Consider the following 20,401-nt stretch of genomic DNA (forward strand, 5'->3'; position numbering starts at 1 on the left):
CTTATCTTCCCAACCACGGCTGTGGATTGACCGCCTGACCCTGGCGACGAATTTCGAAATAGAGTGCAGGTCTGCCCTGACCACCACTGCTACCCACCAGGGCAATCGGCTGCCCGGCGCGAACCTGCGTACCCACGCTGACCAGTGCGCTTTGGTTATAACCGTACAGGCTCATATCGCCTTTACCATGTTCAACCACGACGACGAGACCGTAGCCTTGTAGCCAGTCCGCCAGAATAACGCGGCCATCAGCAATGGCTTTTACTTCGGTACCTTCGGAAGCGCCGATAACCATCCCTTTCCAACGTAGCTCACCTTGCAGTTGTTCGCCATAGCGATGCAAAGTCGGGCCGCGTACAGGCCAGAATGCCTGACCGCGTGGTGAACCCAAACCGCCGGTACGAGACATCAGTGATTTTTCACTTTCGGTCGGCTTGTACGTAGAGCCTTTGCGTGACGCTTCCTGCTGCTTATCGCGTACAGCCTGCGCCTCTCGAGCTTCACGTTCAGCGCGTGCTTTGGCGGCGGCTTCAGCCCGGGCAAGACTGTTGCGCAGACGGGATTCGTTGGCACGCAACTCGCTTAACTGCTGTTGACCCTGTTGGATGGATGACTCCAGCCCTGCGAGCGTTTTTTTGCGCTCATTACGGGCCTGTTCCAGCTTAGCCTGCTGAGCGCGCTGTTCGTACAGCAGCGTCTGTTGTTCACTCTGCTTATCTTCCAGTTCGGCTTTCTGCGCATCGACTTCTTCGCGAGTTTGCTTCAACTGGGCGATTGTTTCCTGCCGCGCCTGGTTCAGATAACCAAAATAGGCCTGTAGACGTTGTCCACGCTGGCTCTCTTCACCGCTGAGGATTAACTGGATACCGGTATGCTCACCCTGACGAAACGCGGCATCCAGTTGGGCCGCAAGGCTGCGCTCCTGCGCTGCGCGTTGTTTTTCCAGTTTTGCTATTGAGGCATTCATCTCAGCGATTTGTGCATTCAACTGCACCAGCGAATTTTGCGTTTCGCGCAATTGACGCGCGGCAACGGCGATAGCCTGTTCCTGGACTTTAAGCTGGGCGAGGAGGGTGGAGCGCTGCTGCTGCTGTTGGCGTACCGCGCGTTCTTTTGCCGCGATATCGGCCTGAATAGATTTGAGTTGATCGCGTTCGTCCGCGTGGGCGGAAAAGGCGCACAACAATACGCCAGCGCTAAGCGCGCTGGCGTAGAACAAGGGCCTGACTGAAAACTTTCGCAATTTCACGGCCCATGTGATGGTATTAATCGCCTTTCCCCTCATGGGGAGGGATTATTCCACGATGAACAGCGGCTTACCAGTCATCTCTTGCGGGATTTCCATACCCATCAGCGTCAGCATGGTCGGGGCGATATCGGAAAGTTTACCGCCTTCGACTGCTTTGACGTTTTTGTCGCCCACATAAATCAGCGGAACTGGCAGGTTGGTATGTGCGGTATGTGCTTGACCGGTAGACGGATCGCGCATTTGCTCAGCGTTGCCGTGGTCTGCGGTAATCAGCAACTGGCCGCCAACGGATTCAACCGCTTTGGCTACCTGCTCAACGCAGTGATCCAGCGCTTCCACTGCTTTAACTGCCGCTTCCATCACCCCGGTGTGGCCGACCATATCGCCGTTCGGGTAGTTACAGATGATGGTGTCGTATTTACCGCTCTCAATCGCGGCAACCAGCTTCTCGGTCAGTTCTGCGGAGCTCATTTCTGGCTGCAGATCGTAGGTAGCAACTTTCGGGGAGTTGATCAGGATGCGTTCTTCGCCTTTGAACGGCTCTTCTACGCCGCCGTTGAAGAAGAAGGTGACGTGTGCATATTTTTCGGTTTCGGAAATACGCAGCTGCGTTTTGTCGTGTTTCGCCATCCACTCGCCAAGAGTGTTAGCCAGAGATGCTGGTGGATAGGCAACGGCAGTTTTGATGTCAGCCGCGTATTCGGTCAGCATCACAAAGTTGAGGTTAACGACTTTCTTACGTGCGAAACCATCGAAGTCAGTGTTAACAAACGCACGGGTAATTTCACGCGCACGGTCAGCACGGAAGTTCATGAAAATCAGCGTATCGCCGTCTTCCATTGCGGCATCAGCCTGGCCTTCAGCACGGATCACGGTCGCTTTCACGAATTCGTCGTTTTCATCGCGGGCATAAGCAGCTTGCAGGCCGGCTACCGCAGTATCAGCCTGGAATTCACCCTGTGCCAGCGTCATCAGGTCATACGCTTGTTCAACGCGATCCCAACGGTTGTCGCGGTCCATTGCGTAGTAACGACCAATGATGGACGCTACGCGGCCTTTGCCCAGTGCAGCAAATTTCTCTTCGAATTTTTGCAGGGATTTTTCAGCGCTGCGCGGTGGGGTATCGCGGCCATCGAGGAAGGCGTGCAGATAGATTTTTTCTGCGCCGCGTTCTGCAGCCAGTTCAACCATCGCCATGATGTGATCTTCGTGGCTGTGTACGCCACCAGCAGACAGCAGACCCATGATGTGTACTGCTTTTCCGCTATTTTTTGCCTGGTCAACCGCGTCGGTCAGCACCGGGTTAGCGAAGAAGGTACGTTCTTTGATTTCAACATCCAGACGAGTCAGGTCCTGATACACGATACGGCCCGCGCCCAGGTTGACGTGGCCCACTTCGGAGTTGCCCATCTGGCGGTCAGGCAGCCCGACTTCCAGACCAGACGCATCAATCAGGGTATGCGGACGTTTTGCCCACAGAGCATCCATCACCGGGGTTTTGGCATTAAAGATGGCATTATCCTGGCTGTCTTCACGATAGCCATAGCCATCCAGAATCACCAGTACCATAGGTTTTTTAGAAACCGACATTGCGACAACCTCACACTCAATAGACAAAAGTAATTGCGTAATTTTACTACAGCTGAATCGATAAAATAGCCCCAGAAGATCAAATAATGGGGTAGAGCGGTCCGGGGAGCGCTCTGATTTACGTTTTTTTTTCGGTAGCGCTCCGCAAAAATGCAATCCAATGCACGCTCTGGCTGTATTTGCGCCAACGCGCAGGTATACTCTTTCCCTGTTTTTTAATCACTAAGTCGGGAGTTGTTACCCCCCATGCAAGAAATTATGCAATTTGTTAGTCGCCACCCTGTATTGAGTATCGCCTGGATTGCGTTACTGGCGGCTGTATTATTTACTACGTTTAAAAGCCTGACCTCGAAAGTGAAGGTAATCACACGTGGTGAAGCTACGCGTCTTATCAATAAAGAAGATGCGGTTATTGTGGACTTACGTCAGCGCGATGACTTCCGCAAAGGTCATATCGCAGGCTCCACGAACCTGCTGCCAAGCGAAATCAAAGCCAATAATTTTGGTGAGCTTGAAAAACACAAGGCCAAACCGGTCATTGTGGTTGATGGCTCCGGCATGCAGTGTCAGGAATCTGCAACCGCACTGATCAAAGCTGGTTTTGAGCAGGTATCTGTACTGAAAGACGGCGTAGCAGGCTGGAGTGGTGAAAACCTGCCACTGGTTCGCGGCAAATAGCACCGTAAGGTAATATCGGAGAGAAGTCATGGCCAACATCGAGATCTATACCAAAGCAACCTGCCCGTTTTGCCACCGCGCAAAAGCGCTGTTGAACAGCAAGGGTGTGAGTTTCCAGGAACTTCCGATTGACGGTGATGCCGTGAAGCGTGAAGAGATGATCAAGCGCAGTGGCCGTACGACGGTTCCGCAGATTTTTATTGATGCACAGCACATTGGCGGTTGTGACGACTTGTATGCGTTGGATGCGCGTGGTGGACTGGATCCCCTGCTGCGTTAAGGCGTACAGAAAGTATTTAAAGGACAACACTAAAGGGTTTTCTAAACATGTCAGAACAAAACAACACTGAAATGGCTTTCCAGATCCAACGTATTTATACCAAGGATGTATCTTTCGAAGCGCCAAATGCACCGCATGTTTTCCAGAAAGATTGGCAGCCAGAGGTTAAACTTGATCTTGATACTGCATCTACCCAACTGGCAGATGATGTGTATGAAGTTGTGCTGCGTGTCACCGTAACGGCTTCTCTGGGTGAAGAAACTGCGTTCCTGTGCGAAGTTCAGCAGGGCGGTATCTTCTCCATCAGTGGTATTGAAGGGACTCAGATGGCGCATTGCCTGGGTGCATACTGCCCGAACATTCTGTTCCCATATGCCCGCGAATGCATCACCAGCCTGGTTTCACGCGGTACGTTCCCGCAACTGAACCTTGCGCCGGTCAACTTCGATGCGCTGTTCATGAACTATTTACAGCAGCAGGCTGGTGAAGGTACTGAAGAACATCAGGATGCCTGATGAACCAAAGTAATGCTTCAATGACTGTGATTGGTGCCGGCTCGTACGGCACCGCTCTTGCCATCACCCTGGCAAGAAATGGCCATCAGGTTGTTCTGTGGGGCCATGATCCCAAACATATCGCGACTCTTGAGCACGATCGTTGCAACGTCGCGTTCCTCCCTGATGTGCCTTTTCCTGAAACGCTGCGCCTGGAAAGTGATTTAGCCACGGCGCTGGCAGCCAGCCGTAATATTCTTGTAGTGGTGCCGAGCCATGTCTTTGGCGAAGTGCTGCGACAGATCAAACCGCTGATGCGCTCTGATGCGCGCCTGGTTTGGGCGACAAAAGGTCTGGAAGCGGAAACGGGACGCCTGTTACAGGACGTCGCGCGTGAAGCGCTGGGGGATGCTATCCCGCTGGCGGTCATTTCCGGCCCAACGTTTGCTAAAGAGCTGGCGGCGGGTATGCCTACCGCGATTTCTCTGGCTTCGACGGACGATACCTTTGCTGACGATCTGCAGCAATTGCTGCACTGTGGCAAAAGCTTCCGTGTCTACAGCAACCCGGATTTCATTGGTGTTCAGCTTGGCGGCGCGGTGAAAAACGTGATTGCGATTGGCGCGGGGATGTCTGATGGCATCGGTTTTGGCGCCAATGCGCGTACGGCATTGATTACCCGTGGTCTCACCGAGATGTCGCGCCTTGGCGTGGCGCTGGGGGCCGATCCTGCCACCTTCATGGGAATGGCAGGTTTAGGCGATCTGGTGCTGACCTGTACCGATAACCAGTCACGTAACCGTCGTTTCGGCATGATGCTTGGTCAGGGTATGGATGTGCAGGGCGCGCAGGACAAGATTGGCCAGGTGGTTGAAGGTTACCGTAATACGAAAGAAGTTCGTGAATTGGCGCACCGTTTTGGTGTCGAAATGCCAATAACCGAGGAAATTTATCAAGTATTGTATTGCGGAAAAAACGCGCGCGAGGCAGCATTGACGTTATTAGGTCGTGCACGCAAGGACGAGCGTAGTAACCACTAGCTATCAGGATCTGTTTTACTATAACGGCCCGACCCGCATAGAACGGGTCGGTCGTTTTGCTACCTTCTGGAGTATGCAATGCCGTGTGAAGAACTGGATATTGTCTGGAAAAATATTAAAGCGGAAGCCCGGGCACTGGCTGACTGTGAGCCAATGCTGGCCAGTTTTTACCACGCAACGCTGCTCAAGCATGAAAACCTCGGCAGTGCGCTGAGTTATATGTTGGCGAACAAACTTGCTTCTCCAATAATGCCTGCGATTGCTATCCGCGAAGTCGTGGAAGAAGCTTACGCGGCTGATCCAGAAATGATTGCTTCAGCGGCCTGCGATATTCAGGCTGTGCGCACTCGTGACCCGGCCGTTGATAAATACTCAACCCCACTTCTGTACCTGAAGGGCTTTCATGCGTTGCAGGCCTACCGCATCGGTCACTGGTTGTGGCATCAGGGGCGACAGGCGCTGGCGATCTTCCTGCAAAATCAGGTGTCAGTCACTTTCCAGGTCGATATTCACCCGGCGGCAAAAATTGGCCGCGGGATTATGCTCGATCACGCTACCGGTATTGTGGTCGGTGAAACCGCGGTAATTGAAAACGATGTTTCCATCCTGCAATCCGTGACGCTTGGCGGGACGGGGAAAGCGGGGGGCGATCGCCATCCGAAAATTCGTGAAGGCGTGATGATTGGCGCGGGAGCGAAAATTCTCGGCAACATAGAGGTTGGACGCGGCGCGAAGATTGGCGCAGGCTCTGTCGTCTTACAGCCTGTACCGCCACACACCACCGCCGCAGGCGTTCCAGCACGGATTGTCGGCAAACCCGACAGTGATAAGCCATCTATGGATATGGATCAGCATTTCAATGGCATACACCATACGTTCGAGTACGGCGACGGCATCTGATTTCGAGCTCATCTTGAACCCGGGCTGTGCTCGCCATCCTCACGTACTGCGTGTACGCTCCGGTGGCTGCGCGCAGTCCGTGTCCAACCTGACTGCGCCGATAACGCTCGAAAAATAAATGGCAAATTCGTGTCGGATAAGGCGCCAGCCGCCATCCTTCAAAATCAACTTCGCAATATTGCGCCAGGATAGCCCAACTGGCGCCAGGCCTCATACACCACCACCGATACCGCATTTGACAGGTTCATACTGCGACTGTCCGGCATCATTGGAATACGGATTTTTTGTTCGGCTGGCAGGGCGTTCAGAATAGTCGCTGGCAGGCCGCGTGTTTCCGGGCCAAACATCAGATAATCACCATCCTGATAGCTCACAGCACTGTGTGCTGGGGTGCCTTTGGTGGTGAGGGCGAACATGCGCTGCGGTTTTTCGGCTTCGATAAACGCGGCGTAATCGTGATGGCGAACCACCGCCGTAAACTCATGATAATCCAGCCCTGCGCGGCGCAGGCGTTTATCGTCCCACGTAAAACCCATCGGCTCAATGATATGCAGACGAAACCCGGTGTTAGCACACAGGCGGATGATATTGCCGGTATTCGGCGGAATTTCTGGTTCGAATAAAACGATGTTAAGCATGCTGCCCCCTTAATTGCGGGGGGCAGCATAGCATTTTCACTACGCCGCGTCCCCATGGGCAAGCGGTGCCAGCGCCATCGGAAGTTTACTAAGCTCTTGTACCAGTGAGTCCTTGCTGATTTCACCGATCGATTTCGCGCCGGTCAACGTCATCGCCACCTTCATCTCTTTCTCAATCAGATTCAGCAGATTCGCCACACCCGCCTGGCCATGGGTTGCCAGAGCGTACAGATACGCGCGACCCAGCAAAACGCTGTCGGCCCCCAGTGCGATCATACGCACGACGTCCAGACCGTTACGAATGCCGCTATCTGCCAGAATCGCGATATCGCCTTTTACTGCGTCGGCAATGGCGGGCAGCGCGCGTGCAGAAGACAGCACGCCATCAAGCTGGCGGCCGCCGTGGTTAGAGACGACGATGCCATCCGCGCCAAAGCGCACGGCGTCGCGGGCGTCCTCCGCATCGAGGATCCCTTTGATCACCATCGGGCCATCCCAGAATTCACGGATCCACTCCAGGTCTTTCCAGGAAATGGAAGGGTCGAAGTTATTCGCCAGCCAGCCGATATAATCTTCAAGGCCAGTTGGTTTACCTAAATAGGCTGAGATATTGCCTAAATCGTGCGGACGGCCGTTCAGACCGACATCCCACGCCCACTGTGGATGAGTTACTGCCTGCCAGTAGCGGCGCATTGCTGCATTCGGGCCGCTCATACCAGAATGGGCATCACGATAACGTGCGCCGGGCGTAGGCATATCAACGGTAAAGACCAACGTGGAGCAGCCTGCTGCTTTGGCGCGCTCCAGGGCGTTACGCATAAAACCGCGGTCGCGCAGGACGTACAGCTGGAACCACATTGGACGCTTAATGGTCGGGGCGACTTCTTCAATTGGGCAAACGGAAACCGTCGAAAGGGTAAACGGAATACCCTTGGCATCAGCAGCGGCGGCGGCCTGAACTTCACCCCGGCGTGCATACATGCCACACAAACCAACCGGCGCTAAAGCGACCGGCATCGACAGTTTTTCGTTGAACAGGGTAGTTTCCAGACTGAGGTCTGCCATGTTCTTCAGCACGCGCTGGCGGAGTGCCACCTCTGATAAATCTGCCACGTTACGACGCAGGGTATGCTCCGCATACGCACCACCGTCAATGTAGTGGAACAAGAAAGGGGGCAGAATGCGTTGGGCTGCGGCGCGATAATCGCTGGCTGCTGAAATAATCATGTGTTGTTCTCCCTGCTAATCTCATTATGGTCACCGGGCAGGCGTGTGATACGCGCCTGGCGGGCCTGATCTTCATCAAATCGTTTAATCGTGGTGTGGACAAAACTGAGGTGCGCCATCATCGCTTTGCGTGCCCCGTCGGCATCCCCGGTGACAATGGCATCCAGTACCGCCAGATGTTGTTCCGTAAGTTTTGAAAATACGGGGGGGACGAGGTACATACGCTGACGACTCTGTTTCACCGAAGACTGTAGGACGTCGAAGAAACCGCGCATGGTTTGTAACAGCACCACGTTGTGTGAGGCTTCAGCAATGGCGAGATGAAAGCGAACGTCTGCCTGTGAAGCGAGATCCGGATCTTCACTTTGCGTTGCTTCAAAACAGAGCCGGATTTTCTCTTTATCAGCGACCGTGGCACGCATTGCGGCGTGCCAGGCGGTGCTGGCCTCGATGGCGTGACGGGCTTCCAGAATATCGAAACTGTAATCGGGATCGTCCGCCATCAGACTTTTCAGGGGCTGAACAATATTTTGCTCAGACCAGGCTTCATGCTGCCAGCGGACAAACGTCCCGCCGCCACGACGGCTGAGCAGTACGCCTTCGCTCACCAGTTTTGCCAGTGCTTCGCGCAGTGAGTTGCGCGACACACCCAGCTGTACGGCCAGTTGGCGCTCGGCGGGCAATTTCATGCCCGCTTCCAGTCTTTGCTCTTCAATCAGCGCCCGCACACGAGAAGCAACCTCGTCTGACAAGCGTCTGGGCATCACAATCATGGAATCATCCAGGTTAAGACATAAGCCTGAAGGGTGGTAATAACACCCACCATACAGGTGAAAATCAGGCTGTGTTTCACGGTAAAGCGGAACAGGTCAGACTCTTTCCCCACCAGTCCCACAGCCGCACAGGCAATGGCGATAGATTGTGGAGAAATCATTTTTCCTGTTACGCCGCCGGTGGTATTTGCTGCCACCATCAGAACATCTGAGACACCAATTTGCTGGGCTGCTGTTGCCTGCAGGGCCGCGAACAGCGCGTTTGACGATGTATCCGAACCTGTCAGGAATACCCCCAGCCAGCCAAGGAACGGTGAGAAGAAGGTGAAAGCGCTGCCTGTGTGCGCCAGCGCTAATGCCAACGTTGAAGAAAGCCCGGAGTAGTTAGAGATAAACGCAAATGCCAGCACCATACCGATGGAGTAGATTGGCAGCGCCAGATCTTTCAGCGTACTGCCAAAGGTCTGGAGAGCGGCGGACGGCTTCATTTTCAGCCAGACGATAGACAACAAGGCGGCAAACAGAATGGCGGTGCCGGTTGCCGAGAACCAGTCAAACTTGTACACCGCCGCATAGGCCGTTGCTTCATGCACCACGGGCGGCATGCGGGCAACCAGCTTGTCGAGGAACGGAACCGGAATATTGACTACCCAGTGGTACATTGCGCCGCCTGGTGCAAATAACGCTTTAAACGGCGGTACGCTCCAGAGGGTTACTGTTGCCGTCAGGAACAGGAACGGCGACCAGGCGCGGACAACTTGTCCGGCAGTGTAGTTGGTGCGGGCCAGCGTCTGATCGACCTGTGAAGCACCCATATCGCCAAAGCGGAAGATGCGCACAGGTTGCCAGCGTTTCAGGAACAGCGTCAGACAGACCAGTGATACCAGAGAGGAGATGATATCCGGCAGTTCCGGCCCGATGAAGTTAGAGCTGAGGTACTGAGCGATGGCAAAGGAACCGCCCGCGACCATGACTGCAGGCCAGGTTTCTTTCACCCCGCGCCATCCATCCATAATCGCCATAATCCAGAAGAGCACGATAATTGTCAGGAATGGCAGCTGACGGCCTACCATCTGGCCGATCTCAAAACTGTCCAGTCCGGTAACCTGACCCGCGACCAGAATCGGAATGCCCATCGCACCAAAAGCGACTGGTGCGGTGTTCACAATCAGGCATAAACCTGCTGCATACAAAGGGTTAAAGCCCAGACCTACCAGTAGCGCGGCGGTTATTGCGACCGGAGCGCCAAATCCTGCGGCCCCTTCGAGGAATGCACCAAATGAGAAACCGACAATCAGCATTTGTAGGCGCTGGTCAGGTGTAATCGACAATATTGAGGAGCGGATGATGTCGAACTGCCCGGTCTTGACCGAGATTTTATAGACAAATACCGCCGCGATGATTATCCAGGCTATCGGCCACAGGCCATAAAAGAAGCCGTACACCACCGAAGCCAGGGCGTGATCGACTGGCATTTTGTAGAACAGCAGGGCAACCGACAGGGCAATCACCACCGTCCACGATGCTGCGACATAACCTTTCAGCTTGAGCTTAATCAGCGCGAAGAAAAAGAAAAGGATCGGGAGTGATGCGATCAAGCTTGAGAGCCAGATGTTACCGGCTGGGTCGTAGTTCTGTTGCCAGAGATTCATTGCAGGTCTCCTGAGGGCCTCCGACATAATGGGATGAGTCTGTGCTCATCTGCTGGTCACATTATGTGTAAAAGTGGCCCTGCCAATATTGTTGTGTAGGGATAATGACAATGAATGGTTAATCAAATGTTATTTATTGGCAACGGTATTGTAGGCTAATTTTAATGAAATGTGAGGTGGTTTTCGGAACTGGCTGGAATTGGTAGGGCCAATTTGCAGGAAAGGAAGGCCGGGCAAGCGGATGTTGCCCGGTTTGTTATCAAAACTCGGTCTTTGAAAAGCCTGTCATCTCTTTTAGGCCCATTTCACGGCCCAGTTCTGTCATCGGGTGTACGACGATCAGACCGCGCACGCTTTTCTTCAGCTTGCCCATGTCTGCCTGTTCTTTTTTGGTGATAGCACGGCGAAACGGGAGTTTCGTCAGCTTTTGCGCTTCTTTGCTCAGCTTCTGACCGTGCACTTCACGCAGACGTGCGATCTCGGCTTCCAGCGTTTCTTTCTCTTTTTCCAGCTCGGCGTATTTGTCGGCGGCTTCAACCAGCGAGAGATCAGCCTGCTGGTGGCGGATGGCATCCAGGCGATCGCTCAGACGTTTAATTTCGTTTTTTTCGACTTCTTTCATAGGATAGCTTCTGATAAAAATAGGATGAATATCCTATAGTATGCGCGCAGAGCGGGATTATTCTCAACTAATCGAAGATAAATAATCAAATGCCGCAAGTATTTTATCGCTAACAATAATACTAGTTGTTTGATTGGTAATGGATTTTAAGTAATAAGATCAATGATGGCGCTTTTGTTGGCGGGTTTATCGCGAAGCACGTTTTCCTCAATACAATCTTTTCTCTGATCCTAAACTTAAATCAACGGCCACACAGGCTGGATGCGGATAATACATGGAGGATTGGTCATTATGGCGAAACTAGGCGAGAACGTTTCAATTCTTATTGATAAGACCATCGATTTTATGGCGTCAAGCCAGGCTTTTCGCGAGTATCTGAATAAAACACCGCCGCGCAATGTTGTTCCTTCTGAAGTCCCGCAGGAAAATGTGCAGCTGTATTTGCAGCGTCTGGAGTACTATCGCCAGCTGTACCGGCCACAGCAGGATGAAAAGTAAATCGACATCGCTTATTTCTGAAAAGCTTTTTTTAAGCTGATTTTAGAAATCAGCTCGGTCAGGGAAAGTACCATGGTTGAGCGTACCATCTGCTGGTAGCGCTGGATTTGCATTGCGTACAAACCCGAGTCTGAGGTATCAAACTGTGGCGGTGGAGGAAGTGCTGTTACGCAGTGAAGTTCACCAAACGGTCCGAGGATTTCGTCATCGGTGAATGCATATTCATTGCCGTCGTGATTCAACTCTTCACGTAGAGCCATGAGCAGTTCTGCATCCTCATACTCCGGGCGGCTGAGTACGCCCAGGCCGTAGATAAGCTTCAACCTGACGGAAAGATCGCCCAGCGGACCGTCGCCGTCGAGTAACGGTTCTACTGCGTATTTCACCGCATAGTCGTCTTTGCGAAATACCTGGAGCACCAGAATATTCACCGCCTCGGTGAGTAATTCTACGGCGGTGATGAGGAAGCTGCGTACGGTTTTGCCAGCATTCAGACGCTCAAGCACACGATTTTCAAAGGCCTGCGTTTGTTCCATTATTGCCTGCATATCTGACAATCTGTTATTCGGGCGCAGGCTGAGCTGCGCCAGATTCTCTATCATTTGGTCGCGATGTATGCGTTAACCGCCTCCGCCACCACATCACTGTTGGCATCCAGCCCGGACACTTGCGCCAGTGCGGCCTGTGGCCCTTTTTCGTCAATTAATGCCGCCAGTTCCTGCGCCTGTGGGTCCTCTTCACTGCGATAGTGCATCGCCGCAGCAATACCCTTGACCAGATTAACGTGCGGCAGAGCGTACTCCATTGTGCCCAGCAGCGGCTTAATCAGACGATCGCCAGCGCTCAGTTTACGCAGTGGCTGACGGCCAACACGTTCAACGTCATCTTTCAGATACGGGTTTTCAAAACGACCGAGGATTTTCTGAATGTATGCCGCATGTTTTGCTGCATCAAAGCCATAGCGTTTGATCAGCACCGCGCCGCTCTCTTCCATCGCACCTTTTACCACTGCGCGGATTTTCTCGTCGAGAATCGCGTCACGAATGGTCTGATGGCCGGTCAATTTTCCGAGGTACGCGGTTATAGCATGCCCGGTGTTCAGCGTGAAGAGTTTACGTTCGACAAATGCCATCAGGTTATCAGTTAATTCCATTCCCGGGATATTCGGCAGTTCGCCTATGAACTGCGTTTTGTCGACAATCCACTCACTGAAGGTTTCCACGGTGACTTCCAGCGGATCGTTGGTTGCGGAAGCGGAAGGCGGAACAATACGGTCTACGGCGGAATCGACAAAGCCGACGTGCTCTTCAACCCAGGCTTTATCGGCATCTGCCAGCGCATTCATCACATGACCTTTCAACTGCGTGGTTCCGCGCACCATGTTTTCGCAGGCAATGATATTCAGCGGGGTGGTAATACCCTGGGCTTTACGTTTGACCAGGCCTTTGGCGATGGCCGGAGCGATACGCTCAAGTACCACCGGACCCACGGCGGTAGTCACTAAATCAACGTGGGCAATCAGTTCCACGACATCATCGCCGATGCTGCTAACGGCGTTGACGCCGGAAACAGTATCGACCTGCTCGTTTTCACCGACGACATGAACCTGATAGCTATGACGGGCATTCAGGGCATCGAGGACCACCTGATTTACATCCGCAAACGTCAGTTGTATCCCCGCTTCAGCCAGCAGTTTGCCGATAAAGCCACGACCGATATTACCTGCGCCAAAATGTAATGCTTTCATAGTATTAACCTTCATTAATGTTTTTACCCAAGAGGGCTGGGGTGAGGGACAGCGATACGTTCCCCCTCACCCCAACCTTCTCCCGCCATCGGAGAGAGTGGGACGCAGGCCCGATAAGCGCTAGCGCCATCGGGCCATGGGACTTACTTACGACCAGCCAGCAGTGCCAGAACTTCATCCACGCTGGTGGTATGCGCCAGACGTTCGATCACGGATTCATCATCCAGCGCGTTGGTCAGGCTGGTAATGACCTGAATGTGCTCGTTATTACGAGCGGCGATACCAATTACCAGACGAGCAATGTCGTCTTCTTCTTCACCGAAGCGTACGCCTTCCGGATACTGGCAGAACACCACCCCGGTTTTCAGCACGCGGTCTTTGGCTTCAACCGTACCGTGCGGTACAGCGATGGACTCACCCAGGTAGGTCGGGGTCAGTTTTTCGCGGTCCAGCATGGCTTCAACGTACTCAGGTTCAACATAGCCGCCTTTCACCAGTTGCTCACCGGCAAAGCGAATCGCTTCTTCTTTGTTGGTGGCTTTACGGCCAAGGAAGATATTCTCCGCACCCAGTTTGAACAGGTTGTTATCGCCCTCATCAAAGCTGTCTTTCAGATGACCACGTACTTTCTCTTCGTTGACGTTGTGGCGCTGTGCCGCCACCAGACGCTCAGTCAGGCTGGAATACAGACCGCTGTCGAGGAAGTTGGTCAGTGAAATGTGCTGTGCCTGCGGAACCTGGCGCATAGCGCGTTCGGTCAGGTCACGGTGGGTAATGACCAGATCCACATCCGGCGGCAGGTTGTTAATTGCACTGTTGGTGACGGAAATCTGCGACAGACCCGCATCCTGTACTTTCTTACGCAGTACGCCGGCACCCATCGCGCTGGACCCCATACCGGCATCACAGGCTACGATGATTTTACGCACGTGGCTCAGGTCGTTGGTGACATCGCCAGCAGACAGCGGAGATGCGCCTTTAGATTCCGCTTTCATGTCCTGCATGCGGCGAGTTGCTGCATCAATGTCGTCATCTTCTTTCACTTTGCTGGTTTTCAGCAGAATAGCTGAGACCACAAAGGAGACCGCCATTGCCGCACAGATTGCAGCGATGTTGGCAAAGTATGCGCCCTTCGGCGTCATTGCCAGCACGGCCAGGATAGAACCAGGAGATGCCGGAGAAACCAGACCGCCACCCAGGATAGTCAGGGTAAAGACGCCAGTCATACCGCCGAGGATAACAGCCAGAATCAGACGCGGGTTCATCAGTACATACGGGAAGTAAATTTCGTGGATACCGCCCAGGAAGTGGATGATAGCCGCACCGCCAGCAGACTGTTTAGCGCTGCCACGACCAAAGAACATGTACGCCAGCAGGACGCCCATACCCGGACCCGGGTTTGCTTCAATCAGGAAGAAGATGGATTTGCCCATCTCATGGGACTGCTGAATACCCAGCGGTGAGAAAATACCGTGGTTGATGGCGTTGTTCAGGAACAGGATTTTCGCCGGTTCAACAAAAATAGACGCCAGTGGCAGCATGTCATGGACAACCATGAAGTTAACGCCTGCCGCCAGAATTTTGGACAGTGCTTCAACCAATGGACCAATGCCGAGGAATGCCAGAATGGCGAGGATCATACCGATGATGCCAGCGGAGAAGTTATTCACCAGCATCTCAAAACCGGACTTGATCTTACCGTCTACCCAGCCGTCGAAGTGTTTGATTGCCCAGCCGCCCAACGGGCCCGCGATCATTGCACCGAGGAACATCGGCATATCCGCACCGACGATAACACCCATAGTGGTGATAGCACCGACCACGCCGCCACGATCGCCGCCAACCAGTTTACCGCCGGTGTAACCAATCAGCAGCGGCAGGAGATAGGTGATCATTGGACCGACGAGCTTCGCCAGCGTTTCGTTCGGCAACCACCCTGTCGGAATGAATAATGCGGTGATAATACCCCACGCGATAAACGCGCCGATATTTGGCATCACCATGTTGCTGAGGAATCGACCAAAGCTTTGCACTTTGATCTTAAAATCGGATGACATAAAAACACCCCTTCTTATGTTTGCTATCGCGCAGGCTGAAAGCCCGAGGTTTGTTAATGTAGCGGCAGGAGGTAGCCGGACCCTGTAGATACTGCGAAATCTGGCACTGAATCGTTCAACTGTCCAGTCGACGGGCTTTTATGTGATTCGCGTCACGTAAATATAGGGTGTGTGGTATTAGTTAATGTGACCATGATCACAAAATATCAGTACATAAAAACATCGATGCGCAAGAATTCGCTAAAAAAGGCGGTTAAATGTGAATTAGTTCACGTTTTTCATTTCTCTGTTTGTTGAGTTTTTGTGATCTTGATCGCAAGATATTTTCATTTGAATAAATCCAAATGTGATCTATAGCTGATTCTTCTCTGGCCTGTTTTTCCGCAAAATAGAGCAATTTCTCACCAGAAAAAATATTTTATTTGTGATATGGCGGAAATGCCTATCTGCAGTTATGTTCAAAATATCAGCCAGGGTGCGTACGGCTGCCAGCACATACAAAATTCTAATTAGCGTGAATCCGAGGCAGCTATGTTTCTAAACTATTTTGCATTGGGCGTGCTGATCTTCGTTTTTCTGGTTCTGTTCTACGGAATCATCGCTATCCATGATATCCCCTATAACATGGCGAAAAAGCGCAATCATCCACATGCCGACGCTATTCATACCGCAGGGTGGGTGAGTCTGTTTACGCTGCATGTCATCTGGCCATTCCTGTGGATATGGGCCACGCTCTACCAGCCTGAACGGGGTTGGGGAATGCAGTCACACATCACGCCGGCCGGAAAGGAGCCAGATCCTGAGATTGCCGCATTGTCAGCGCGCATCACTCTGCTGGAAAAAAAGCTGGCAGAGGCGAATAAAACCGATGACTCCACCTTTCCGGAGATTTGATCATGGATCTGTTGATTGTTTTGACCTACGTCGCGTTCGCGTGGGCGATATTTAAGATATTTCGAATTCCGGTCAATCAGTGGACATTAGCTACCGCAGCATTGGGTGGGGTGTTTATTGTCGCGGGACTTATCTTATTAATGAACTATAACCACCCGTACACATTTACCGCGCAGAAAGCCGTTATCTCAATTCCCATTACGCCGCAGGTCACTGGGATTGTTAGCGAGGTAACAGACAAAAATAACCAGTTGATTAAAAAAGGCGAGGTGCTCTTTAAGCTCGATCCTGTCCGTTATCAGGCACGCGTCGACAGATTACAGGCTGACCTGGTGACGGCAACGCATAATATTGAGACTTTGAAAGCGCAATTAGCCGAAGCGCAGGCCAATACCACCCAGGTTTCTGCAGAACGTGACCGTCTGTACAAAGATTACCAACGTTATCTGAAAGGTAGCCAGGCGCGAGTGAATCCGTTCTCTGAAAGCGATATCGACAACGCCCGGCAAAACTTTCTGGCTCAGGATGCCTTAGTCAAAGGCTCTGTCGCTGAACAGGCACAAATTCAAAGTCAGTTAGACAGTATGGTCAACGGTGAGCAGTCGCAGATTGTTAGCCTGCGGGCTCAACTGACAGAAGCGAAATACAATCTGGATCAGACCGTTATTCGTGCGCCCAGTAATGGTTACGTGACGCAGGTGCTTATCCGACCTGGCACCTATGCTGCCGCGCTGCCGCTGCGACCGGTAATGGTGTTTATTCCCGAACAAAAACGGCAAATAGTGGCGCAATTCCGCCAAAACTCACTGCTACGTCTTGAACCGGGCGATGAGGCGGAGGTGGTGTTTAATGCTCTGCCTGGCCAGGTATTCTCTGGCAAGCTAACCAGCATTTTGCCGGTTGTTCCTGGTGGCTCTTATCAGGCACAAGGCGCGTTACAGTCTTTAACGGTTGTGCCGGGCACCGATGGCGTACTGGCGACAATTGAGCTGGAGCCAAATGCTGAAGTAGACGCTTTACCGGATGGTATTTATGCCCAGGTGGCGGTCTATTCCGACCACTTCGCGCATGTCTCCGTGATGCGTAAAGTTTTGCTACGCATGACCAGCTGGATGCATTACCTCTATTTGGATCATTGAGTGATTACGTTGTCTTGTTGCTGAGAGTTGCAGCTATATCCATTACCGCTGCAGGTGGTTGCTGGCGTCGTATTTGCGCCGCCATAAACTGCATATACGGGTCCATATGGCTGAACATGGCTTGATAGCCCTCACACAAATGGTTATGCCAGCGTTTACCTGAAGGATGAATCCGATGTTTTGGGCAACCCCCATGGCAGGCAAAACGCCATTCACAGCGTTCACATTGGGCAGCAACTTGTGCTTTTGCCATTCCAAATTTGTGCTGTTGCTTACTGTTCACCATTTTTTCTAAATTATCGCGTCGCAGATTGCCCAGTCGGTGTTCAGGGTAAACGTAGTGATCGCAACTGTAGACATCACCATTTTGCTCTACGACCAGACCGAATCCGCAGGTCGATTGCATCACGCACAATGAAGGTTTTTCACCCAGCCAGGCGGCCAGTGCGCTGTCAAATAACTGGATAAAGACGCGTCCGACATCTCTTCGTACCCAGGTATCGAAAACCTGGATAATAAATCGTCCCCATTGCTCACCTGAAACGGACCACGAAGTGACAGCACGCTGAGCCATTGATTGTGGATACAGTAGTTCACCGTAGCGTTGTGCAAGGGGTAACTGTTCTACTGCCGGAATGAATTGAATAAAAGTCGCCCCTAAATCGCGGCTCAAAAAATTATAGATTTCAACAGGATGTTCAGCTGTGACGTTGTTGACTACGCACAGTACATTCACTTCCACGCCATATTGAGTCAGCACACGCATAGCGTTAATCACCTTCTCAAATACTGAGTCCTGGCTGCGTGTTTTGCGGTAGCGGTCATGTAAGTACGCGGGTCCATCGATAGACAACCCAACAAGAAAACGGTTTTGGGCCAGAAAGTTAGCCCATACTTCATTAATGAGTACACCGTTTGTCTGGATACTGTTGCGGATGGTCTTGCCGCAGGCGTGTTTCTGCTGAAGTTCAACGACACGCTGATAAAAGGGTAGCCCTGCCAGAGTGGGCTCCCCTCCTTGCCAGGTAAACTCAATTTCGTTACCCGGATGAGCATTGATGTACTGTTTGATGTACTGCTCCAGCGTCTTCTCATCCATATGGCGCTGCTGGTGAGCAGGTTTCAATGTCCCGTGTTCCTTCCCCAGATAAAAACAGTAGTCGCAAGCAATATTGCACTGATAACTAACAGGTTTTGCCATTAAATGAAATGGACGTTTCATGGCGTTCTCCCTCAAGGCGGTAGAAAGTTTTTGGTGATCAAGGTCACTATTCCAACGTCTTATGTTGACAAAGTGAACGAATGATCGGAACAATAATTTCATTAAAGCATGTTAATCGTGAAATTAAAACTTCATTCGCCAGTATCAGGGATTCGTATGAGCAGATTATTTTCTGGAGCACAGAATCTGGGTAAGTCGTTTATGTTGCCAATTGCCATTCTCCCCGCTGCGGGGTTGTTACTGGGATTTGGCGGCGTATTTACCAACCCAGTGACCATTTCGACCTACCCTTTCCTCAACAATGAGATTGTGCAGGCTATTTTTACCGTTATGCGACTTTGCGGTAGTGTCGTGTTTGATAACTTATCACTGCTATTTTCCGTCGGTATTGCCGTGGGACTGGTGCGCAGTGACAAAGGCACTGCGGGTCTGGCAGCAGTCCTTTGCTTTCTGGTGATGAATAAAGCAATCAATGCGCTGTTGTTGCTGACGGGAACATTGGCGACAGAAAATCTCGCCGCTGCCGGGCAGGCGAGTGTTCTGGGGATCACGACGCTGCAAACCGGTGTGCTTGGTGGGGTGATGTGTGGGTTGCTAACCTCCTGGACACATAGCCGGTATGGAAAAACTCAGCTACCTAATATGCTGGCATTTTTTAGCGGTTCGCGCTTTGTCCCCATAATGACGTCGTTCTTTGCCATCTTTCTTGGCGTTGCGCTGTTCTGGGTCTGGCCGCACGTGCAGGCAGGGATTTCTCACCTTGGCATTCTTGTTGAAAAGACCGGTTATCTTGGTACGTTAATTTACGGCATGATCCTCAAATGCCTGATCCCTCTGGGGTTACATCATCTTTTCTACATGCCATTTTGGTTAACAAGCGTCGGTGGTGAAGCCGTTGTTAATGGCCATGTCGTCGAAGGCACACAGAATATCTTTTTCGCTCAACTGGCCGATCCTTCGGTAACGCAGTACTACATTGGTGTTTCACGCTTTATGGCCGGACGCTTTGCCGATTTCATGTTTGGTCTGCCGGGTGCTGCGTTGGCGATCTATCACTGCGCAAAACCGGAAAACAAAAAGAAAGTCGCCAGCTTGATGCTTTCTGCCGCATTGACCGCATTCGTGACCGGGATTACCGAACCACTCGAGTTCGCATTTATGTTCTGCGCACCGCTGCTTTACGCCGTGCATATCGTCTTAACCGGTGTTGCATTCATGCTGACGCATATCCTGGAGATTACGGTCGGTCAGACATTCTCCGGTGGGCTGGTGGACTTCCTGCTTTTTGGGGTGTTGCAGGGGAACGCCAAAACCAATTGGGTTTACATGCTGCCGCTGGGTGTTGTGATGTTCAGCGTCTATTACTTTACCTTCCGTTTCATCATTCAATGGCGGCAATTGAAAACGCCGGGTCGTGAAGATGAAAGCGAAGAAACGCCGGTCGTGAACGTGGCAACGGATGCACGTGCTGCCGGGATCGTTGAGGCGTTAGGCGGTCGCAGCAATATTGTCGATGTGGACTGCTGTGCAACTCGTTTGCGTATCACTGTAAATGAGCCGGAGAAGGTGAGGCTGGATGACTTCAAACAGCTTGGCAGTAAAGGCGCATTCATTCGCGGTCAGGGCGTACAGGTTGTTTATGGACCTCATGTCACGCTGATTAAAAACGAAATTGAAGAATTTATCGGTTCATAAAGAGAG

The 20,401-nt window shown here is 52.1% G+C and carries 20 protein-coding genes; 9 read left to right on the forward strand and 11 right to left on the reverse strand.

Going from position 1 to position 20,401, the window contains the following annotated elements; genetic code table 11:
* Position 1: 1 nt before the first annotated feature.
* Both envC and gpmM read right to left on the reverse strand, forming a co-directional pair.
* Positions 2 to 1,261, reverse strand: coding sequence for a murein hydrolase activator EnvC (gene envC / locus OGY01_RS09900; protein ID WP_255351284.1), 1,260 nt, complete (start codon positions 1,259 to 1,261; stop codon positions 2 to 4).
* Between the two features lie 33 nt (positions 1,262 to 1,294).
* Positions 1,295 to 2,839 (reverse strand): 2,3-bisphosphoglycerate-independent phosphoglycerate mutase, encoded by a 1,545-nt coding sequence (gpmM, locus tag OGY01_RS09905; RefSeq protein WP_045448790.1) that lies wholly within the window; start codon positions 2,837 to 2,839, stop codon positions 1,295 to 1,297.
* Between the two features lie 246 nt (positions 2,840 to 3,085).
* Here gpmM and OGY01_RS09910 point away from each other — a divergent pair, with 246 nt between their 5' ends.
* The 5 genes from OGY01_RS09910 to cysE all read left to right on the forward strand — a co-directional run bounded on the left by OGY01_RS09910 (position 3,086) and on the right by cysE (position 6,231).
* Entirely contained in the window at positions 3,086 to 3,517 is a 432-nt protein-coding gene (locus tag OGY01_RS09910; protein ID WP_045448788.1) for a rhodanese-like domain-containing protein, read from the forward strand.
* Between the two features lie 28 nt (positions 3,518 to 3,545).
* Positions 3,546 to 3,797: a glutaredoxin 3 gene (gene grxC / locus OGY01_RS09915; RefSeq protein WP_003024152.1), complete on the forward strand. Its 252-nt coding sequence runs from the start codon at positions 3,546 to 3,548 to the stop codon at positions 3,795 to 3,797.
* A gap of 47 nt (positions 3,798 to 3,844) precedes the next feature.
* On the forward strand, positions 3,845 to 4,312 hold the full coding sequence (gene secB / locus OGY01_RS09920; protein WP_003024155.1) for a protein-export chaperone SecB: 468 nt from the start codon (positions 3,845 to 3,847) through the stop codon (positions 4,310 to 4,312).
* The gene (gene gpsA, locus OGY01_RS09925; RefSeq protein WP_045448786.1) at positions 4,312 to 5,331 is read left to right on the forward strand and encodes an NAD(P)H-dependent glycerol-3-phosphate dehydrogenase; all 1,020 of its coding nucleotides are present in this window, start codon (positions 4,312 to 4,314) and stop codon (positions 5,329 to 5,331) included. Before secB ends, gpsA begins: the two co-directional genes overlap by 1 nt.
* Positions 5,332 to 5,409: 78 nt before the next feature.
* On the forward strand, positions 5,410 to 6,231 hold the full coding sequence (gene cysE, locus OGY01_RS09930) for a serine O-acetyltransferase (RefSeq protein ID WP_045448784.1): 822 nt from the start codon (positions 5,410 to 5,412) through the stop codon (positions 6,229 to 6,231).
* Between the two features lie 164 nt (positions 6,232 to 6,395).
* On the opposite strand, the gene trmL is transcribed toward cysE, so the two are convergent.
* The 5 genes from trmL to OGY01_RS09955 all read right to left on the reverse strand — a co-directional run bounded on the left by trmL (position 6,396) and on the right by OGY01_RS09955 (position 11,143).
* Positions 6,396 to 6,869 carry a tRNA (uridine(34)/cytosine(34)/5-carboxymethylaminomethyluridine(34)-2'-O)-methyltransferase TrmL gene (trmL, locus tag OGY01_RS09935; RefSeq protein WP_286493036.1) on the reverse strand — a complete coding sequence of 158 codons (474 nt, stop codon included), beginning with the start codon at positions 6,867 to 6,869 and terminating at the stop codon, positions 6,396 to 6,398.
* A 39-nt stretch (positions 6,870 to 6,908) separates the two neighbouring features.
* Positions 6,909 to 8,096 carry an FMN-dependent L-lactate dehydrogenase LldD gene (lldD, locus tag OGY01_RS09940; protein ID WP_045448781.1) on the reverse strand — a complete coding sequence of 396 codons (1,188 nt, stop codon included), beginning with the start codon at positions 8,094 to 8,096 and terminating at the stop codon, positions 6,909 to 6,911.
* Complete coding sequence (gene lldR / locus OGY01_RS09945; protein ID WP_286493037.1) at positions 8,093 to 8,869, reverse strand: transcriptional regulator LldR; 777 nt, start codon at positions 8,867 to 8,869, stop codon at positions 8,093 to 8,095. The genes lldD and lldR overlap by 4 nt, the downstream gene beginning before the upstream one ends.
* A complete protein-coding gene (gene lldP / locus OGY01_RS09950) occupies positions 8,866 to 10,521 on the reverse strand; it encodes an L-lactate permease (RefSeq protein ID WP_045448778.1) in 1,656 nt (551 codons plus the stop codon). Before lldP ends, lldR begins: the two co-directional genes overlap by 4 nt.
* Positions 10,522 to 10,780: 259 nt before the next feature.
* Positions 10,781 to 11,143, reverse strand: coding sequence for a YibL family ribosome-associated protein (locus OGY01_RS09955; protein WP_048223092.1), 363 nt, complete (start codon positions 11,141 to 11,143; stop codon positions 10,781 to 10,783).
* Positions 11,144 to 11,434: 291 nt separating this feature from the next.
* On the opposite strand from OGY01_RS09955, the gene OGY01_RS09960 reads away from it, so the two are divergent.
* Complete coding sequence (locus OGY01_RS09960) at positions 11,435 to 11,641, forward strand: hypothetical protein (RefSeq protein WP_045448774.1); 207 nt, start codon at positions 11,435 to 11,437, stop codon at positions 11,639 to 11,641.
* Between the two features lie 11 nt (positions 11,642 to 11,652).
* Here OGY01_RS09960 and mtlR read toward each other — a convergent pair whose 3' ends face one another.
* The 3 genes from mtlR to mtlA all read right to left on the reverse strand — a co-directional run bounded on the left by mtlR (position 11,653) and on the right by mtlA (position 15,445).
* On the reverse strand, positions 11,653 to 12,243 hold the full coding sequence (mtlR, locus tag OGY01_RS09965; RefSeq protein WP_045448772.1) for a mannitol operon repressor MtlR: 591 nt from the start codon (positions 12,241 to 12,243) through the stop codon (positions 11,653 to 11,655).
* Positions 12,240 to 13,388, reverse strand: coding sequence for a mannitol-1-phosphate 5-dehydrogenase (gene mtlD / locus OGY01_RS09970; protein WP_286493038.1), 1,149 nt, complete (start codon positions 13,386 to 13,388; stop codon positions 12,240 to 12,242). The genes mtlR and mtlD overlap by 4 nt, the downstream gene beginning before the upstream one ends.
* Positions 13,389 to 13,531: 143 nt before the next feature.
* Positions 13,532 to 15,445, reverse strand: coding sequence for a PTS mannitol transporter subunit IICBA (gene mtlA, locus OGY01_RS09975; protein WP_048223087.1), 1,914 nt, complete (start codon positions 15,443 to 15,445; stop codon positions 13,532 to 13,534).
* A gap of 531 nt (positions 15,446 to 15,976) precedes the next feature.
* Between mtlA and OGY01_RS09980 the strand changes: the two genes are divergently transcribed.
* The gene (locus OGY01_RS09980) at positions 15,977 to 16,339 is read left to right on the forward strand and encodes a DUF3302 domain-containing protein (RefSeq protein ID WP_045448768.1); all 363 of its coding nucleotides are present in this window, start codon (positions 15,977 to 15,979) and stop codon (positions 16,337 to 16,339) included.
* Between the two features lie 2 nt (positions 16,340 to 16,341).
* Positions 16,342 to 17,478, forward strand: coding sequence for an HlyD family secretion protein (locus OGY01_RS09985; protein WP_045448766.1), 1,137 nt, complete (start codon positions 16,342 to 16,344; stop codon positions 17,476 to 17,478).
* 4 nt (positions 17,479 to 17,482) lie between these two features.
* Here OGY01_RS09985 and OGY01_RS09990 read toward each other — a convergent pair whose 3' ends face one another.
* Complete coding sequence (locus OGY01_RS09990) at positions 17,483 to 18,700, reverse strand: anaerobic sulfatase maturase (RefSeq protein WP_286493039.1); 1,218 nt, start codon at positions 18,698 to 18,700, stop codon at positions 17,483 to 17,485.
* A gap of 156 nt (positions 18,701 to 18,856) precedes the next feature.
* Here OGY01_RS09990 and OGY01_RS09995 point away from each other — a divergent pair, with 156 nt between their 5' ends.
* Positions 18,857 to 20,395, forward strand: a complete 1,539-nt coding sequence (locus tag OGY01_RS09995) for a PTS transporter subunit EIIC (RefSeq protein WP_286493040.1) — start codon at positions 18,857 to 18,859, stop codon at positions 20,393 to 20,395.
* The last annotated feature ends 6 nt before the right edge of the window (positions 20,396 to 20,401 follow it).

The organism is Citrobacter sp. Cm038 (genome assembly GCF_030333105.1).
Classification (GTDB): domain Bacteria; phylum Pseudomonadota; class Gammaproteobacteria; order Enterobacterales; family Enterobacteriaceae; genus Citrobacter; species Citrobacter murliniae.

Coding starts and splice junctions, on each gene's coding strand:
- OGY01_RS09960 (WP_045448774.1), top strand. CDS start 11,435: ATGGCGAAACTAGGCGAGAACGTTTCAATTCTTATTGATAAGACCATC.
- secB (WP_003024155.1), top strand. CDS start 3,845: ATGTCAGAACAAAACAACACTGAAATGGCTTTCCAGATCCAACGTATT.
- grxC (WP_003024152.1), top strand. CDS start 3,546: ATGGCCAACATCGAGATCTATACCAAAGCAACCTGCCCGTTTTGCCAC.
- OGY01_RS09985 (WP_045448766.1), top strand. CDS start 16,342: ATGGATCTGTTGATTGTTTTGACCTACGTCGCGTTCGCGTGGGCGATA.
- mtlA (WP_048223087.1), bottom strand. CDS start 15,445: ATGTCATCCGATTTTAAGATCAAAGTGCAAAGCTTTGGTCGATTCCTC.
- gpmM (WP_045448790.1), bottom strand. CDS start 2,839: ATGTCGGTTTCTAAAAAACCTATGGTACTGGTGATTCTGGATGGCTAT.
- OGY01_RS09910 (WP_045448788.1), top strand. CDS start 3,086: ATGCAAGAAATTATGCAATTTGTTAGTCGCCACCCTGTATTGAGTATC.
- OGY01_RS09995 (WP_286493040.1), top strand. CDS start 18,857: ATGAGCAGATTATTTTCTGGAGCACAGAATCTGGGTAAGTCGTTTATG.
- lldR (WP_286493037.1), bottom strand. CDS start 8,869: ATGATTGTGATGCCCAGACGCTTGTCAGACGAGGTTGCTTCTCGTGTG.
- mtlR (WP_045448772.1), bottom strand. CDS start 12,243: ATGATAGAGAATCTGGCGCAGCTCAGCCTGCGCCCGAATAACAGATTG.
- lldP (WP_045448778.1), bottom strand. CDS start 10,521: ATGAATCTCTGGCAACAGAACTACGACCCAGCCGGTAACATCTGGCTC.
- OGY01_RS09955 (WP_048223092.1), bottom strand. CDS start 11,143: ATGAAAGAAGTCGAAAAAAACGAAATTAAACGTCTGAGCGATCGCCTG.
- mtlD (WP_286493038.1), bottom strand. CDS start 13,388: ATGAAAGCATTACATTTTGGCGCAGGTAATATCGGTCGTGGCTTTATC.
- cysE (WP_045448784.1), top strand. CDS start 5,410: ATGCCGTGTGAAGAACTGGATATTGTCTGGAAAAATATTAAAGCGGAA.
- OGY01_RS09990 (WP_286493039.1), bottom strand. CDS start 18,700: ATGAAACGTCCATTTCATTTAATGGCAAAACCTGTTAGTTATCAGTGC.
- trmL (WP_286493036.1), bottom strand. CDS start 6,869: ATGCTTAACATCGTTTTATTCGAACCAGAAATTCCGCCGAATACCGGC.
- gpsA (WP_045448786.1), top strand. CDS start 4,312: ATGAACCAAAGTAATGCTTCAATGACTGTGATTGGTGCCGGCTCGTAC.
- OGY01_RS09980 (WP_045448768.1), top strand. CDS start 15,977: ATGTTTCTAAACTATTTTGCATTGGGCGTGCTGATCTTCGTTTTTCTG.
- lldD (WP_045448781.1), bottom strand. CDS start 8,096: ATGATTATTTCAGCAGCCAGCGATTATCGCGCCGCAGCCCAACGCATT.